This window comes from Vagococcus allomyrinae, from assembly GCF_017829975.1.
GTDB classification, from domain to species: domain Bacteria; phylum Bacillota; class Bacilli; order Lactobacillales; family Vagococcaceae; genus Vagococcus_D; species Vagococcus_D allomyrinae.
Window position 1 is genome coordinate 83,370 of record NZ_JAEEGA010000009.1, and the last position, 17,641, is coordinate 101,010.

Here is a 17,641-nt window from a genome sequence, read left to right on the forward strand (position 1 = left end):
GTGGTTATTGCAAGCGGATAACTGTCAGTCGCCAGTTTACCTATGATATACTAAAATAAAAAAAGGTGGATGACTTAATGCCAATCGCAACTTATTTTACATTTGATGAGGAATCACAAGAGGCAATTCAGTTTTACGAAGAGGTTTTTGAAACGACGTGTCAGGATTTGGTGACGTATGGCAGTTTAGGAATGCCTGATTTAGATGAGAAAAGCCAAAAGTTAGTCATGAATGCCAGTCTGGTTGTTGAAGGCCACACCATCATGTTTTCAGATACACCTAGCTTTATGGAGGCGACTCCTTATGGTAGAACCGTTAGTCTAGTGATTGAATTGCCAGATGCGGCTAAATTGACCAAGTATTTTGAAGGTTTAGCGAAAGAGGCTCAGAAAGTGATGCCTTTGCAACAAACAGAATGGTCCGAACTTTTTGGTCAAGTCACTGATAAATTTGGTATTAGTTGGTCTTTTAATTTAATCTAATTCAAAAGGAAGCAGGGGAACGTAATCCCTCCTGCTTCCTTTTGAGTTATAGCGCCTTTTCGCCTGTTTCAGATGTGCGAATGCGAATGGCGTTTTCCACATCATAAACAAATATTTTGCCATCGCCTACTTCACCGGTTTGACAACTGTTGATAATGATAGTGATAACTGTTTCTAACTTGTCGTCAGCCACTACCATATTGACTTCAAGTTTTGGTAAGAGGGTGGTTAAAACCTCTTGACCACGAACATATTCTTTCCAGCCTAATTGATGACCATAACCAAGTACTTGAGTGACAGTCATTCCTTTGACACCAGCTTGTTCAAAAAGAGCGGCTTGCAAGTCGCTTAGTTTTTCTTGACGGATAATCGCTTCAATTTTTTTCATGTGACTCCTCCATTTCTATCAACTGTGACAAAATTTGTTAATTGTCCATTCCTAAGAAGGTAGGATAGGCCGTTTCATCATGTTCCATTAAATCCAACCCTTGAATTTCTTCTTTTTCAGAAACTCGAATCGGCATGAATAATTTGATGAGAGAAATAATTAGATAAGTTGCTACGCCAGCGAAGACTAAGGTGACGACAATGCTGATGACTTGAGCGATAAATAGATCCATTCCTCCATAAAGTAAGCCGTCAACACCACCAATTGATTTTTCCGCAAAGACTCCTGTCATAATGCCACCAAAGATACCGCCAACCCCATGACAACCGAAAGCGTCTAAAGCATCATCCAGTTCAAGTTTGCGTTTGATGACCCCGATAAAGTAATAACAGAATGGGCTGACAAGGGCACCGATTAGCAGGGCGCTCCAAAGTGGAACAAAGCCAGCTCCTGGGGTAATTGCCACTAGCCCGACAATGGCACCGGTTGAAGCACCGACGACTGTCGGTTTGCCGATTATTAATTTCTCGAGTAACATCCATGACAACATACCGGTTGCCGCTGAAGCATGGGTGGTTAATAGGGCATGAACAGCTAGGCTGTTAGCTGCTAGGGCGCTGCCAGCGTTAAATCCAAACCAGCCAAACCATAAAAGGCCAGTCCCAAGAACGATAAAGGGAATATTGTGAGGACGATATTCCAGCTTGTTATAGCCTCGTCGTTTTCCAAGGACGACTGCTAAGACTAAACCGGAAATCCCTGAGCTAATATGGACCACATTACCACCGGCAAAATCGATTGAGCCAATTTCTTCAAGGAAGCCGCCACCCCAAACCATATGGGCCATTGGATAGTACACGACGATTGACCAAGCGGCAATAAATAAGAAAATGGCCGAAAAGCGCATTCGTCCGGCAACTGACCCCGTAATGATAGCGACTGTAATCAAGGCGAACATCATTTGAAAGCCAGCAAATAGTCCTTCGGGAATCGTGCTATCTGTTTTGAAGCCAGTGGTTAAAGAAACGTCTTTAAAAAATAGTTTATCGATGTTGCCGACAAAACGTCCCTCGCCACTAAATGACAAACTATAACCAACTGCAAACCATAATAATGATGCGAGACCTAGTACGCAGATGACCATCATCATTGTATTAAGAATATTTTTTCGACGCTCCAAACCACCATAGAAAAATGCTAATCCTGGTGTCATTAAAAAGACAAGTGCTGCACAGATTAAAATGAAACCAATATCTCCTGAATTCATACCTATCACCCTTCCTGAAACTTTTCTGAAATTATTTTTTAATTATGAGATAGTTTATCATAAATAAAATGAGTAAAAAAGACTTCTGAATAATTATTCTGTAAACTGTATGGAATTTGGAAATTTTTTCTAAAAGAAAGAGCGGGAATAATCGTTGACATTAAAGGGGTTTGGTTTTAAATTAATTATCGGTTGACAGGTGTAAATTTCTTTGTTACTATTTCTATTAACTTGATAAAAGATTAAAATTTAATTAAAAATAACGTTGAAGAGAAAAGTAGCTTTAGGAGCTCATCTACAGAAAGTCTTGTTTGGATGAAAAAAGACAATGAGTGCTATGGTGAAAAATGGTCTCTGAGTTTTTTAAGTGAGCACATCGTGTAAGCTTAACATGGGAACGCCCATTATCGCGTCAGAGTATGCAACGTTGTAAGACGTTAAGTATTTGGAGAGGTGGCAGGGTACTAATGCCACAATCAAGGTGGTACCACGTTGGTTTATGAAGATAAACTGCCGTCCTTGTCGTAGACAGATTGTTTACGATGAGGGCGGTTTTTTTGTTTGATAAAAAAATGAAATGGAGATGATCGACATGGGAAAATTACAAGTGGATACGATTTTGGCCCAAATTGGCAATAAACAGGATAGGCAGACAGGAGCGGTTAGTTTACCTGTTCATTTTTCAACAACCTTTGCTCATCCAACGCTGGGAGAAAGCACTGGCTTTGATTACACACGAACACAAAATCCAACCCGGTTAGTGCTGGAGGAGGCACTCGCTAAACTGGAAGAAGGGGTGGCTGGTTTTGCTACGAGTTCAGGAATGAGTGCTATTCAACTAGTTTTAGGCTTATTTCCCAAAGGCAGTCAGTTGCTTGCTTCAAGAGATCTATACGGCGGGAGTTATCGTTACTTTAAGCAATTAGAGGAACAGGGTTTTTATGAGTTTCGCTATTTTGATCAAGTGGCGGAACTAGCAGCTTTGCTAACAACGGAGACAGCCGGCATATTTATTGAAACCCCGACCAATCCTTTGATGAGTGTCGTTGATATTGCGGAAATTTCCAAACTTGCGAAAACCCAAGGAGCATTGGTGATTGTTGATAATACGTTTTATACGCCAATCATTCAAAAACCTCTGACCTTAGGAGCGGACATCGTTGTTCATAGCGCTACTAAATATTTAGGAGGACATAACGATGTTTTAGCCGGAGCGGTTGTGACGAATAGTCAGCAGCTTGGGGAGCGCTTAGGGGTTCTTTTAAACACGACGGGTGCGGTTTTAGCTCCCTTTGATTGCTGGCTGCTCATCAGGGGATTAAAAACCTTGGCCTTGCGAATGGAGCGTCACGAAAAGAATGCTCAAGCGTTAGTTCGCTATTTAGAAGAGGAAAGTCAGGTGACAGAGGTGCTTTATCCTGGTAGAGGTGGTATGATAAGTATAAAATTGCCAACACAAGCCTGTATTAAGCCCTTCCTGGCTCAGCTGCAAGTCTTCACTTTTGCGGAAAGTCTAGGTGGGGTGGAAAGCTTAATTACTTATCCAACGACTCAAACTCATGCTGATATTCCGCAAGCACTTCGTGAAAGCTATGGTTTAACGGATACCTTATTGCGGATCTCAGTGGGGGTGGAGGCTGTTGAAGATTTAATTGCTGACTTAAGTCAAGCGTTTGGGCAACTTTAAACTGAGTGTTTTGCTCGATGAGGAGGACTTAAATGTCAAGAGAATTATCCCCTGCATTTTTAGCAGAAATAACGGCCATTCGCCACTATTTACATGCCAACCCAGAATTATCAAATCAAGAAGTGGCGACAACGGCCTATATTAACAATTATTTGGCCGCACTTGATATTAACTGTTTGCCGACTTCGTTATCAACTGGGGTGATTGGGGAAATTGGGGAGTCAGGTCCAATCGTTGCTTTACGTGCGGATATCGATGCTTTGCCGATTACTGAGGCCACGGAGCTAAGTTATGCTTCGACTAACCCTGGTGTGATGCACGCCTGCGGTCATGATTTTCATACAGCAGCTCTATTGGGAGCAGCGACACTGCTAAAAGCACAAGAAGGGGAGTTGAATGGGAGGATTCGTTTGATTTTCCAACCAGCTGAGGAAGATAACGGAGGGGCCCGCCGGGTGATCGAGGACGGTCATTTAGAAGGTGTTTCAGCAATTCTCGGCTTTCATAATAAACCAGAATTGCCAGTTGGGACTGTCGGCATTAAAGAAGGGCCGCTAATGGCTGCCGTTGATCGTTTTAAGATCACTATTAAAGGAATTGGCAGTCATGCTGCAGCGCCTCATAATGGCTCAGATCCAGTGGTCACCGCTTGTCAAATTGTCACCGCCTTACAGGGAATTGTCAGCCGCCATGTGTCACCGTTGGATACTGCAATATTAAGCGTGACCCACATCACTGGTGGGAACACTTGGAATGTTATTCCTGAAACAGTTTTTTTAGAAGGGACTATTCGCAGCTTTAGTCAAGACGTTCAGGAAAAGGTTAAGCGATTAACGGCTCAAGTGGTCGCTAATTTACCTGTCGCTTTGATCAAGTGGGGACCTTGGAATGGGTTGAAAGTCCACCTGCGGTTTGGAATGATGCCAAGCTCGCGGCACTTGTTAGTCAAGTGACGAGTGACTTTGCGAACGTTATTGTGCCAGAAGTCACCTTAGGCGGAGAAGATTTTGCTTATTATCAAACTAAGATCCCTGGCTTTTTTGCTTTTATTGGCACAAATGGCCCCCATGAGTGGCATCATCCTGCTTTTGAAGTAGATGATCGTGCCTTGGGCTTAGCAATCAATTATTATGTGGAAAATGGGCGTCGTTTATTGGCTGAAATTACGGGATAATTAAGATGATTTTCTGGGCTTAAACAGCGCAGAAAATCATTTTTTTTACTGGGATAAAGTATTTTCTTCTGTATGTCAGCAGTTTACACCTATAGGGAATGGTGACATAATAGACTCATATAAATAGTGTTGAAGGGAGCAATAGGATGAGTGAATTAACCTGTTATTATGAAGAACCAGAAGCTGTCGAGTATCTAAGCCTGCGGCAAGAAGTTAAGATGGGAAGTCGTTCTTTGAGCGGGGCCCAGAAAGGGTTAGGCAATGCCTTATTTTCTGTTGTTTTTCGGGATGAGCAGCAACAGTTAATCGCAATGGGACGAGTGATTGGGGATGATGGTTTAGCCTATATGGTAACCGATGTGGTGGTGAAGCCTGATTATCAAGGGCAGGGCTTGGCCAAAGGCATTATGGCAGAAATTATGAGGTATTTAGAACGGGAAGCAGCACCGGAGGCTTACATCTGTTTAATAGCGGATGTACCTGCCAATCAATTGTATGAACAGTTTGGATTTAAGGAAACAGCTCCTAGTAGTGTGGCGATGTTTATTAAAAATAAAGCCTAACAGGGGGCTAGCTAGGAGTGCTTTACTATCCAAGATAAGTTACAATAGATGAAAATAATTTAGGAGATACTATCATGCAAAAAAGAGAATTTATTGTGCAAGACTTATTGAGTAAAATATATCAAAATCAATTTTCTGAAGGGAAATTACCTCATCAACGGGCTTTGGCTGAAGTCTACCAAGTCTCTCGTTTTACCATCCAAGAGGCCATTAAGAGCCTTCAGGACATCGGGGTGATAACAGTCGTTCAGGGATCTGGCATGTATATTTCCAAAGGTGCTAAACAAAATCCTTTAGTCTATAATTCCTTAACGCGCAATCCTTATGATCGGATTTCTTCAAAGCTTCTCTCTTTAACAAAAGAAAGGGCCAATGAAAAAGACTGTCAAACGTTTCAAATTGAAAAGGGAGAGGAGGTCTGGCAATTTCAGCGCCTGCGAATTGTTAACTTTCAATTGACTCAAATAGAAACGTCACGGATGCCAGTTAGCCTTTTTCCTGAATTAACCCAAAAAGTCGTTGAGAGTTCCATTCAGAAATTTGTCCAGCAAAGTGGGTTTAAAATCTCCCATTATATCACCAGCTACACCCCTGTGTTAATTACAAAAGAACAGGCTATCTTTCTTCAATGTAAGAAGGGTAGCCCGGCGATGAAAATTGATAATCGTTGCTTATTGGATGATGGCCGCGTCTACGAATACAGTGAATTGATTGCGATTGATTATTCCTGTACGTATATTACGCCATTTAATAAGCAAAACCATCAGTTTAGACAATAAAGTTAAGGGGTGACTAGTGTGCCGTCGGGAATTCGACTTTGGGTCCACTCGTGTTCTCGGTATACGGGCGGGTAATCAGTTGCTAAATTTTCGGCAAATTCAACGCCAATTCCCGGTTTGTCAATGGGGTAAAAATAACCTTTGACAGGCTCTGGAACATGGCTAAAAAGTTTTTTAGTATTAGCTGGAACATCGATATTTTCCTGAATAGCTGAGTTGTGCAGGTGGATATTTAAATGGGTGTTGACGGCTAGGCCAATGGGAGTGATATCCGACGGTGTATGCCAGGCCATCCGGACGCCCATCGCCTCACAAAAGTGTGCCAGTTTTAAAGCAGGGGTAATGCCACCAATTTGTGAAACATGAGCTCGCATATAATCCAGTTGCCGATTAATGACGAGATTTTTCCATTCTGCTGGGTTATTAAACAGTTCGCCAGTTGCTATGGGGGTCGTTGTCTGGGCTCTGACTTGGGCCAACCATTCGTTTTGATTAGGAGGCAAGAGATCTTCTAAAAAGAACAAGTCAAAAGGCTCCGCCTTTTTCGCAAATTGAACGGCTTGATTAGGAAACAGTCGCTCATGAACATCATGTAACATTTGGAATTGATCCCCGTATTTTTCTTTGACAGCAGCAAACATTTTGAGTGTTGTGTTCATGTATTGATTTTGGTCAAAATAAGAGCCGACTAACGGATTTTGGGGAAGATTCATATCGGTGCCATTGCCACCATAGAAACCAAGTTGACAGCGGATATACTGGTAGCCTTCAGCTAAAAACTGCTCAATCTCGCTATATAAATCGTCTAAATTATCAGCAACAGCATGAGTGTATGCTGGAATTGCGGTGCGGGATTTGCCACCGAGCAGTTGGTAAAGAGGCATGTTGCTGAGCTTGCCTTTTATGTCCCAAAGTGCCATGTCAACACCGGAAATAGCATTATTAATCACAGGGCCATTGCGCCAGTAAGCATTGACTAACATCATTTGCCATAAATCCTCAATATTATTGGCATCTTTCCCTATTAGAATAGGCTTAAGGTATTCTTCAACCATAGTTTTGACGGCTAGCGGACGTTGCTGAAACGTGGCACAGCCATAGCCGACAACACCACGATTGGTTTCCACTTTAACGACGACTAAGTTATGTCGATCTGGTCGGATGGCGTAACATATAACATCTGTAATGATTGTTTCTTTCATTTCCACACTCCTCAAAATAGTTATCTATAGTAGTTATTTAACCATGCTGACAAGGCGGAGTCAATTTGGCTTGTCAAAATGGCTAAATAGCTTTAAAAACCAGTCCAATTTTGTTTTGAAATGACGAGGAAAGCTTTTAAATAAAGGTTTTGTTAGTCGTTTTATACTTATTAGGACTGTTTTGATGTCTGGTTATTTTATGCTATTATGACCTTGCAAACGGAATCACGATAATTTAAAAGAAAAGAGTTGGTCAGAATGAAACATGAACAATCTATCCGTGAGATCATCGAAAATGTTGGCGGAGAAAGTAACATTAATAATGCTTGGCATTGTATGACTCGCTTGCGGTTTGATTTGAAGGATGGGAGTAAGGTCAATTATGAGGAATTGGCTAAGATTAAAGGAGTAATGGGCACAAAATATCAAAGTGATCAGTTACAAGTGGTTATCGGTACCGCAGTTGCGGAATATTTTACCACGTTAGCCTCGCTCTTAAATCTGGAATCAGAAACGGAGGTGCCTGCGGAAACTCATGAGAAAAAAGGCTTAGTGTCCCTCTTTATGGATACGGTCTCAGGAGTATTTGGCCCAATTGTTCCTGCGATTGCCGGTGCCGGAATGATCAAAGGGTTAATGGCTGGACTAGTTGCCTTGAACGTTATCTCGAATACGACGCCGACCTTCTTAGTCATCGATATGCTGGCCAGTGGTGTTTTTACTTTCTTGCCATTTTTTGTGGCGGCTTCTGCTGCCCGAATTTTTAACACGAATATGTATTTGGCGATTGCGATCGCGGCAACCATGCAATTTCCCACGATGACAGCAGCCGTCGCTGCTGGCGAGATTTCGCAATTTTTATTATTTGGCCTAGTGCCAGTGCCGGTTTTTAATTATGCTGGAACGGTTATTCCGATTATCTTCTCAGTTTTGGCATTGAGTTATGTCTATAAGTGGGTCGATAAGGTTTTACCGGAAGTCTTAAGAACGGTCTTTACACCAACTATCTCCTTGTTTCTAGTGGGGATTTTAGCGTTAACCGTCATCGGCCCAATCGGTATTCATGCTGGCAATTTATTGGCTGGTGCTGTTAGCTGGTTGTTCTCGATTTCGCCGATTTTGGCTGGTATCATAGTAGGTGCAATTCGCCCAATCGCTATTTTAACTGGTTTACATCATGCGATGACTCCGATCGCGTTGCAAAATTTTGCGAATCAAGGGTACGACATGTTAATGCCGATGATGTTTATGGCAAATATGGCCATCACCGGTGCCACAGCGGCCATGTATTTTAAGGCTAACACCAAGCAGGAAAAATCGATTATCGTTTCGGCTGCGGTTTCCGGTTTGTTGGGCATTACTGAACCAGCTTTATTCGGTGTGTTAACTAAATACAAAAAAGCTTTTATCGCTGCTACAGTCGGAAGTTCGCTTGCGTCGGCCTTTATTGCGGCTTTCGGTGTTAGAATTTATGGGTATATCTTGTCGAGTATTTTCAGCTTGCCAGCTTATATTGGGCAATACTTTATTTTCGCTGTCTTAGGAATTATTTTGGCGATAGCCTCATCCTTTGGGATTGCATACTTCTTAGTACCAAAAACAGAAAAAACTGCTTAGTGAGTGGGAGCCAGCGTTAACTGCTGGCTTCTTTTTTTTGGCTTTTTTGTCATTGTAGTTAACCAAAAAACCACACTAGGGGGAAGTGTGGCAAAAGGATAAGCTGAAATTCTTGGAGTAATGTGGATGTTAGGAGTCGAACCTAAAACTGTTACTTGACCACCGTGGCCATCCCTGGATGATGTGCGCTCTTTAACTTGTCCTTAGTCTAATAGGTTAGAGTTAAATGAAACTTAAAAGATGAGTGAGGCTACTTTTTTGCAATTAATGAAGGTATTGTTTAACACCTGTCTAGGGCTGTGCTATCATAAAAGAAAAACCAAATTGTGGTGGAAATGAGGGTAGTTGGTTAGGAAATTATAAGGGAAGCGTTAAGGCAGGAATTAACAATTAGTTGAGGAGGAGAAAAATGGAAAAGCTAGTCATACGAGCAGGAATGAGCTTAGCAGAACAGAAACAAGCCATCCAAGTGGCCTTTATGCAAGGTTTTCGAGCGGAGATGGCGATATTTCCGATTTGTGACATAGAGAATTGGACAAATGTGGCCTTTCTTTATCAGGAAAATCAATTAGTGAATCTGTCAACAACTGATGAGGGGAATTCGGTTAACCAGTTTGCTGAAAAAAGTTTGGACTTCGATTGGCGTAGTCAGCAAGGGTTGGAATCATTATTTGAGAGAGATTATTTGTTGCAAGATCTCAATGATGATTTTTTGGCTGATCAATTGGCTTTAAAAGTCTGGTTGGTTGAGGCGGTTGACGTTTGGCAGTTATCTGCCTTATGTAATATCATGTATCGTTTCGGGATGGAAACAACGGCATACGAGGGATCTCTCTTTGCGACGGCAGAGGATGCAGGTAATCTGCTAGTGGTTGAAACTAATGATCGATCTGGGATCAGTGTTGCCGAAAATCAAGGGCGTAAAGTGATTAAACTAAGAGGCGAAGGTCAGTCCTTGGTTAATTTTGTCGCTCATTTTTGTCAATTTTTTCCAGATGATCAAAGTGGCGGAAGTTTGCTGACTGTCATGCAGGAGATGACTAAAAGTTTTTGTTTGCAAAATCCGGATGGTCAACAAGTATATACAGCGACTAAGGAGGAGAGTCAGACCCAAGACTTTTTACAATACATAGCGCCAGTTAAGATTTTTGAGAAAGAGTATTCACTTATTTGGGAAGTGACGGAATTCAAGGTTTTTTTGCAAGAAGAGATTTATCCACAATTGAGACCTGGTGATTCAATCGCCATTTATGGCAGTCTAAGTGAGGGGATCGAACAGCGTCAGCAATTGCAAGCTGAGATTATCCAAGAATTATTAGAGATGAAAGTAGAGGTGACAAAAGTTGAAATTGTGTCGGCTTACAAACAAGGATTTTCTTGGATAAGCGACTATGTTATTCCAGAGTTAAGTCAATTGGAAAGGTTGGACCGAATTGACATTCAATTTAAACCTTTTTTACCTGAAGGGCAAGAGGAGTGGCTGGATGAAGATGGGGCAACGCCAAGTTATCATACTGTTTCGGATGATAACCCGGATCGTTGGCTGGACTTGCCAATTCGTTTTTTACAAGAGCTCTATCCGATTGACGATGTGTTGGCAGAAAAATTGTCTCTCTCGACTGATTCCATTCAGTTTAGTGTTAATAATCAGCAAGAGACGACCTATCTTTTAAAAGGATATGCTCAGGAACAAGAAGTTTATCACAAAAGTTATCAAGCGGTTTGGGCAGAACGTTCTTATATTGACCAGTTTCCAGAATTAGGGAAGGCCCATCCGGCCACTGGCCAAATTCGGGTGGAAATCAATCAAAAGGAAGTGATTCAGCAACGAATAAAAACGGATTTAGAGCGGATCTGGGATAGCTATCAGCAAGAGCTTTTACCGACCTTTGGTGAATTAGTGACGGCTAAAACCAATGGCTTAGGGGAGAACTGTCACGAGCCCTTATTTTCAAAAATTGTTTTAGAGGCCACGGTCAGCGAGCCGGAATATTATTTGAACTCCAGACAAGACATGATTTCGAGCTTAAATAGCTTTCATGAAGATTTGTATTTTGTTGGCTTAGATTATTTTAAGAAATATGGGCTAAAGAAATGGAATCGTTTGTTGGATGCTCCTGGCTTACTGTTGCCGGTGTTGAAAGTGGGAACAGGCGCGCCTAGCTTTAAGTGTACAGTTTACGATCAAGAAGACACTCAGCCTTTTATCTGGCAGGCTGGACGTAAGCGCTATTCGCAGTATCGGAAAGAAGAAGTGAAGGTTTTTATTGAAGAAATTAATGAGAGTTGTGAACCGGGGCTCTTTGATCTGGTCATCCGAACAGAAGGCATCGCTGAGGATTATCTCGACCACTATGTTAGATTAGTGAGAACTGGTGACTTAGAAGTAGTGAGTCATCTCAAGCGCTTTGCTAGCTTGTCATTTAAAACGGATGAAGCCGTTTTTTCGGCTGAGATTCCTGCAAAAGCCGCAACACTTCCAACGCTGTCGATTGAAGAGATTGATTTAATGGAAACTGAAGTGATCGGTTATCAGGCATATAGTCAGATTATCACTCAATTGAAGTGCGTGCCAGAGCTTTCAGTTAGCCAAATAGGCACAACCTATCAAGGACGTGAAATCTACGGCATTCAAATTGCTGGCAATACTAGTGCTTATGTCTCCAGAGTTAAACGGTTGACGAATTATCCTTCACTAATCATTAATGCACGCCATCATGCCAACGAAGTTTCAGGAACCAATGGGGCTCTGTTGCTGATCAAGGAATTGTTAACTAATCCTAAGTATGCTTCATTAAGTGAGCGACTTAATCTGATGATTGTTCCCTTAGAAAATGTTGACGGGGCAGAAATTCACCATCAGTTGCAGCAACAAAATCCTTGTTGGAAACTTCATGTGGCACGCTTTAATGCGGTCGGAAAAGAGTTTTATAATGAGTATTTTAACCATGACACGATTTACCCAGAAGCATTAGCTTTTACTAAGATCTGGTATCAGCTCCTGCCTGACGTGGTGGTCGATAACCATGGTGTTCCCTCTCATGAATGGGATCAACAATTTTCTGGTTATACCTCACCTTCTTATAAAGGGTTTTGGTTGCCTCGATCTTTACTGTACGGTTATTTTTGGGCGGTCAAAGATGATAAGTTTAAGGCTAATCTTCAGTTGAATCAGGCGATTGAAAAAGCGATTGCTCAGGCAATTGGCGCTAATCAAGAGATGACGTCCTTAAATAAGGAGTGGATGAATCGTTTTGAGACCTACGCTCACAAATGGTTACCCCAATTATTTCCAGCGAATTATTATCAAAATATGATAAATTATTGGCTGTATTTTGATTATGAGGTAGACCACCGTTACCCGTCTATCCGTTTTCCGTGGATTACCTCTGTTGCTTATACAAGTGAAGTGGCAGATGAGACGGCTCAAGGAGCATATCTGAAGTTATGTGGGGAGACTCATCTGACCCATGATCTCGCCACAATTGATCTATTACTAAAACTAGAGCCTAATTGGTCAGAAGAGTGGCAAGTTGGGGAGGAGTCACTTCGACTGAAACGGATTCGTCAAAGGCCCTTGTTAGGTTAAACCGACGTTTCTAGTAACGGTCTGTTTAGTTGAGGGACAGTCTGGGGAATGCCTTAGAATTTATCTAGCAAATCGGGGTTTCCTGAATTATAATTGAAATGATTCATAAAAATTCCTGAAAATTCAGGAACATATAAGAAAGTAGGAGAGAACATGGAGTATTTAAAATTAATTGGTATTTTAATCGTCATTGTTGGATTTGCTCTGAAGTTAGATTCAATTTTGATTATTTTAGTTGCCGCAATTGCGACTGCTTTAGTCGGTGGATTGGGTGTGGAAGGGTTGTTGGAAACGTTAGGATCCAGTTTCGTGGCTAATCGGGCCATGGCCATTTTTATCATTATTATGTTAGTCACAGGAACGTTGGAGCGGAATGGGCTAAAAGATCAAGCGGCTAAATTAATTGGCCATGTAAAAGGGGCCACCTCTGGTTTGGTGATTGGTGCTTATGGTATTATGCGGGGGATTTTTGCCGCCTTTAATGTTAGTTTTGGTGGTGTTGCCGGATTTGTTTTGCCGATTATCATGCCGATGGCAGTTGGCTCAATTGAAGCTGCTGGTAATAAACCAAGCGAAGAACACGTGGAAGAATTAAAAGGGATGGCTTCTGGTATGGAAAACATCGCTTGGTTTTTCTGTCAAGTGCTCTTTGTTGGCGGTGGCGGTGGTTTGTTAGTTCAATCTACCCTTGCTAGCCTAGGATACGAAGTTGAATTGGTTGATTTAGCCAAAGCAACGATTCCAGTCAGTATTTTTGCTCTGTTTGTTGGGATTGTTTATTATAACGTGAAAGATCGCAAGTTCCAAAAACAATACAAAGCTAAGAAAAAAGGTGAAAAATAATGGGGATTATTGAGTTTTTTACAAGTACAGCACCTGAAATGACTTTAGGAGTTAAACTACTAGAAGTATTGTATATGTTTATGGGCTTGATTGCGATTTATGTTGGCATTAAAAATGCCCGTGATAAGGAAAATCCTGCCCCATATGGCACTGCAATCTTCTGGTGTTCTTTAGGAATTGTGTTGGCTTTCGGTCGTTGGTTCCCGCCATTAGTGTCAGGAATCATCGTGATTGTGATGACACTGCCAGCGATTACCAAAAAGGTTAAGGTTGGAAAAATTCATGCACCATCTGCTGAGCATATGCAAAAAATGTCTGACAAAATTGGGGCGAAAATCTTTATTCCCGCTATTAGTATGGGGCTTTTTGCGATCATCTTTGCCTTAGCTACTGATCTAGGGGCCTTAGTTGGAGTTGGTTTTGGTGTGATAGTTTCCGTCATTTTATTGATGTTCTTTTCATCAGAAAACAAACCTACCGTCTTTTTAAATGATTCAGAACGCCTTTTATCGCAGGTAGGTCCTCTAAGTATGTTGCCGATGCTACTAGCAAGTTTAGGTGCTATCTTTACGGCAGCAGGTGTTGGTGATGTGGTGTCAAAGATTGTTGGAAAATTTATTCCTGAAGGCAATGTCAATGTGGGCATTATCGTTTTCGCTTTAGGAATGGTGCTTTTCACAATGGTAATGGGAAATGCCTTTGCGGCGATTACCGTCATGACGGTCGGGATTGGGGCACCTTTTGTTTTAGCTTACGGGGCAAATCCTGTCATTATTGGCATGATTGCGTTGACTTGCGGGTATTGTGGCACATTGATGACGCCAATGGCCGCTAACTTTAATGTGGTGCCAGTCGCGATGTTAGATATGAAGGATAGATTTGGTGTGATTAAAAATCAAATAATTCCAGCTATTCTGATTTTGATCTTCCAAATTGGTTATATGATCATGTTTAAATAAAAATAGACCCTTAAGAGGTCACTAAATAGGAATCGAGTTTCGGCTCGATTCCTATTTAGTTTGAGTAGGCGAGTTAGCTTAGTTGATTCCAAGTCCATCTTATTTTAAAAAGGTTAATCCTCGTCGATCATCATTTTGAAATCATAAAACTGCTCTTTTTTGACAGAAGAGTCAAGTTTAGCAAATTGAGTTCGATAAGTGAAGAGTTGATATAAACCGAAAGTGATCATTAAGGAACTAATTAATAATGATAGTGCAATAGTTAACATAGGGCCGATTTGATCAAAAAGCCATTGAATTAGTTTTGGGACGGTGTATTGATAATAGAACTCCTGCTGATCGAGCAGTTTATTGAGGGTTTGAACTGAATAAATAAAAAAAATAAGACCTGTTAAACCAACGTAACTGGCAGTGAGTAGTTTCCTCTTGAGTTTTTTCTTTTGTTTTTGGAATTGATGGGCTGGCAATTTACTGAAACCTCCTGGCTAGCTTATTCATTTATTGTACTAAAAAGGATAGTTTAATACAATGGAGTGGAATAGTTAATGAGATATGAACACTTTTTGAAGTGAAACTGACTCTTGTGATGATAAGCACAAACTGCTATGATTTAAGTAGTATTGCAAAGGTTTCCATTAGGTGTATCAGAGCGGATGTTGAAAGCAGAAGGGGGAGAAATGATTGAAGAATTTACCAAAGATGCTAGTAGTGGGAATGATCGTGTTGGCGGTGTCAGGTTGTTCTAATAATGAAGGGAAAAAGAATGAATCTCAGTTTAAAACGAATAATTCTAGTGCTGCGATCTCGGCAGACTTTACGAGCGATTACGTGATTGAGGCAACAGACGTTGCGGCCCGCAAAGATGATGTAGTATTAGTCGATTGCCGTGGTGAGGAAACGGCTAAAAAAGGAACGATTGAAGGCGCGGCAGCCGTTTCTTGGCAATACTTATCCAATGTGGAAGACGTTGATCAAGGTGAATACGAATGGGGACTAGTCTACGAAGCGCCAGAATTGGCTAAGCGATTAGGAAAAGCTGGTTTGAGTAAGGAGGCCAATTTGGTTTTGTTTTCTGACGGTGTTGAAGGTTGGGGAGAAGATGGGCGTATTTTGTGGACCTTAAATCAAGCGGGTTACGAACAAGTTAAGCTGGTGAACGGTGGAATGCAAGCCTTAAAGGAAGCTGGTTTGCCTACCTCTAAAAAAATAACCACTCTCGAGTCGGTTAACGTTGAAATTGAGTCTCTGGATAAAGGTCAAAGTATTGACACGACAGAGCTTGAAGCTGATTTTACGGATTATAAGTTGGTCGATGTTCGTTCCAAGAAGGAGTATGACGGAGCAACTAAATTTGGCGAAGCCAAAGGAGGCCATTTACCGAAGGCGATCCATTTTGCTTACACTGATTTGTTTCAAGAGAATGGCTACTTGAAATCAAATGAGGCGATTGCAGAATTAGCCGAAGCAGCTGGATTGGCTAAAGAGGATGCGCTCGTGACGTATTGTACTGGGGGCATTCGTTCAGCGTATATGGCGGTGATTTTATCGTCGATCGGGTATAACCAAGTGAAAAATTATGATGGGTCTTATTATACTTGGTCAGCAAATAATAAAGTCGAGAAATAAGAGATGATGGTGGGGTGAGGAAATGACTTACAAAACATTTGATGCTTATGTTTGAGGAATCTCCTACTTAGCGGTGACTAAGTTCGAGCGAATCAAGGGTTTTCCTCAAAAAAAGAACGTGGAGCGATCTATATCAGCTCTATTATCGAGTCTTTAATGACTGCTAGACAGCTATTCTAGTTACTCGTAACCTATTCATTGTTTGGATGATCGGGTATTAGCTTGTAAAAGGTCTTTGTTACTTGGTTTTAGGGGAGTAGTGACGTGACACTGGAAATATAGTTGAGGAAAACATACGATTCTACGTATGTTTATTTGGCGTGGGTAAATTAGTCTTGTTGTCATCGTGAAAGGATGAGCATTTTGGTAAGCTCATAAAAAGAAAAGTAAAAATCAAGTGAATGATCTTAGGAAAAGGCGGAGAATATCTCAATGAAAAAAAAATTAGGATTGAGTGCAGTAATCATTGGATTGTTTATATTAGTAGGATGTCAGCAGAAATCAAAAGAAACAACGGAGGATTCGCAAAAGGCAGTAGAAGAACAGCGATTAGTTGGTGATATTCAGGAAGATGATGTTTTTGTGGATGTTTCTTGGGTAAAAAAAGCGTTGGCAGATCAAAAAACGATTGTCTTAGAGGCCTCGTACGGAGAAGGAGAATCTTATGAAAAAGGTCATCTTCCAAAGGCCCTTCACATGGACACGATGGAGATCGAAACTGAGGAAAGTCATTGGAATATTTTAGAGGCTAAAGAATGTGAAACGGCATTTTTGGCAAAGGGAATCACAAAAGACAGTCAGCTTATTGTCTATTCGGAGGATATTAATGCAGCGGCTCGGGTGGCCTTTGTGGCGTACTGGCTTGGTGTTGATAATGTAAAAATCTTGGACGGGGGCTTAGCGGCTTGGCAAGAGGCTGGCAATGACTTAGAAAAAGGCAATGAAACAGGGAAAAAAGCCACAGAGTTTGGGATTGCAGTACCTGCTAGACCAGAGTACTTAATAAAAACAGCGGATGATTTATTGGCCGCTCAAGCTAAGAATCCTGATTTAGTGTTGGCGAGTATTCGCAGTTGGGAGGAGTTCACAGGTGAAACTAGTGGTTACGGCTATATCGAAAATGCTGGTGAACCTTTAGGAGCAGTTTATGCTAAATCTAGTAAATCAAGTGCCGATGTGGCTTATCTTGTTAATGCAGATGGCACCATAAAGGAACCAACAGCCATTTTTTCTGAATGGCAGGATTGGGGAATTACACCAGATAAGCAAGTGGCATTCTATTGTGGCACTGGTTGGCGAGCTGCAACAGCCTTTTTCATCTGCTTGCAAAAAGGCTGGGATAATGTCCAACTTTATGATGGTGGTTGGTATGATTGGGATTTAGGTCATCAGAAAGACCCGAGTAACTACCCAGTGCAAGTGGGAAATCCTCGTGAACCAGAAACCCTTGAAATCAAAAAATAGA

At 41.4% G+C, this 17,641-nt stretch carries 13 protein-coding genes, 2 pseudogenes and 1 other annotated feature; of the genes and pseudogenes, 11 read left to right on the forward strand and 4 right to left on the reverse strand.

Translation table 11 applies throughout. The features are described 5' to 3' along the window. Positions 1-77 precede the first annotated feature (77 nt). The gene (locus I6N95_RS14225) at positions 78-482 is read left to right on the forward strand and encodes a VOC family protein (protein WP_209529128.1); all 405 of its coding nucleotides are present in this window, start codon (positions 78-80) and stop codon (positions 480-482) included. A 46-nt stretch (positions 483-528) separates the two neighbouring features. Here I6N95_RS14225 and I6N95_RS14230 read toward each other — a convergent pair whose 3' ends face one another. Continuing rightward, a complete protein-coding gene (locus I6N95_RS14230) occupies positions 529-870 on the reverse strand; it encodes a P-II family nitrogen regulator (protein WP_209529130.1) in 342 nt (113 codons plus the stop codon). A 37-nt stretch (positions 871-907) separates the two neighbouring features. Next, positions 908-2,137 (reverse strand): ammonium transporter, encoded by a 1,230-nt coding sequence (locus I6N95_RS14235; protein ID WP_209529132.1) that lies wholly within the window; start codon positions 2,135-2,137, stop codon positions 908-910. 256 nt (positions 2,138-2,393) lie between these two features. After that, positions 2,394-2,661: a binding site (T-box leader), on the forward strand. A 59-nt stretch (positions 2,662-2,720) separates the two neighbouring features. Here I6N95_RS14235 and I6N95_RS14240 point away from each other — a divergent pair. From I6N95_RS14240 to I6N95_RS14255, 4 genes and pseudogenes are all read left to right on the forward strand, one after another. Further along, a complete protein-coding gene (locus tag I6N95_RS14240) occupies positions 2,721-3,824 on the forward strand; it encodes an aminotransferase class I/II-fold pyridoxal phosphate-dependent enzyme (RefSeq protein ID WP_430727543.1) in 1,104 nt (367 codons plus the stop codon). Between the two features lie 32 nt (positions 3,825-3,856). Further along, positions 3,857-4,998, forward strand: a pseudogene (locus tag I6N95_RS14245) (amidohydrolase). A gap of 146 nt (positions 4,999-5,144) precedes the next feature. Beyond that, positions 5,145-5,561, forward strand: coding sequence for a GNAT family N-acetyltransferase (locus I6N95_RS14250; protein WP_209529137.1), 417 nt, complete (start codon positions 5,145-5,147; stop codon positions 5,559-5,561). Positions 5,562-5,635: 74 nt separating this feature from the next. Further along, positions 5,636-6,340: a GntR family transcriptional regulator gene (locus I6N95_RS14255; protein ID WP_209529138.1), complete on the forward strand. Its 705-nt coding sequence runs from the start codon at positions 5,636-5,638 to the stop codon at positions 6,338-6,340. A 2-nt stretch (positions 6,341-6,342) separates the two neighbouring features. Here the strand turns inward: I6N95_RS14255 and I6N95_RS14260 are convergent, their stop codons facing one another. Beyond that, positions 6,343-7,542 (reverse strand): enolase C-terminal domain-like protein, encoded by a 1,200-nt coding sequence (locus I6N95_RS14260; RefSeq protein WP_209529140.1) that lies wholly within the window; start codon positions 7,540-7,542, stop codon positions 6,343-6,345. Between the two features lie 258 nt (positions 7,543-7,800). Here I6N95_RS14260 and I6N95_RS14265 point away from each other — a divergent pair. The 4 genes and pseudogenes from I6N95_RS14265 to I6N95_RS14280 all read left to right on the forward strand — a co-directional run. Next, positions 7,801-9,138, forward strand: a pseudogene (locus I6N95_RS14265) (PTS transporter subunit EIIC); the annotation flags it as partial. Between the two features lie 430 nt (positions 9,139-9,568). Further along, positions 9,569-12,748 carry a M14 family metallopeptidase gene (locus tag I6N95_RS14270; RefSeq protein WP_209529142.1) on the forward strand — a complete coding sequence of 1,060 codons (3,180 nt, stop codon included), beginning with the start codon at positions 9,569-9,571 and terminating at the stop codon, positions 12,746-12,748. Positions 12,749-12,901: 153 nt separating this feature from the next. Next, the gene (locus I6N95_RS14275; RefSeq protein WP_209529144.1) at positions 12,902-13,591 is read left to right on the forward strand and encodes a 5-oxoproline transporter, DUF969 family subunit; all 690 of its coding nucleotides are present in this window, start codon (positions 12,902-12,904) and stop codon (positions 13,589-13,591) included. 8 nt (positions 13,592-13,599) lie between these two features. Continuing rightward, on the forward strand, positions 13,600-14,550 hold the full coding sequence (locus tag I6N95_RS14280) for a DUF979 domain-containing protein (protein WP_209529401.1): 951 nt from the start codon (positions 13,600-13,602) through the stop codon (positions 14,548-14,550). 113 nt (positions 14,551-14,663) lie between these two features. Here the strand turns inward: I6N95_RS14280 and I6N95_RS14285 are convergent, their stop codons facing one another. Further along, the gene (locus I6N95_RS14285) at positions 14,664-15,017 is read right to left on the reverse strand and encodes a hypothetical protein (RefSeq protein ID WP_209529146.1); all 354 of its coding nucleotides are present in this window, start codon (positions 15,015-15,017) and stop codon (positions 14,664-14,666) included. 214 nt (positions 15,018-15,231) lie between these two features. On the opposite strand from I6N95_RS14285, the gene I6N95_RS14290 reads away from it, so the two are divergent. After that, entirely contained in the window at positions 15,232-16,176 is a 945-nt protein-coding gene (locus tag I6N95_RS14290) for a sulfurtransferase (protein ID WP_209529149.1), read from the forward strand. 432 nt (positions 16,177-16,608) lie between these two features. Beyond that, entirely contained in the window at positions 16,609-17,640 is a 1,032-nt protein-coding gene (locus I6N95_RS14295; protein WP_209529151.1) for a sulfurtransferase, read from the forward strand. Position 17,641: the final 1 nt, after the last annotated feature.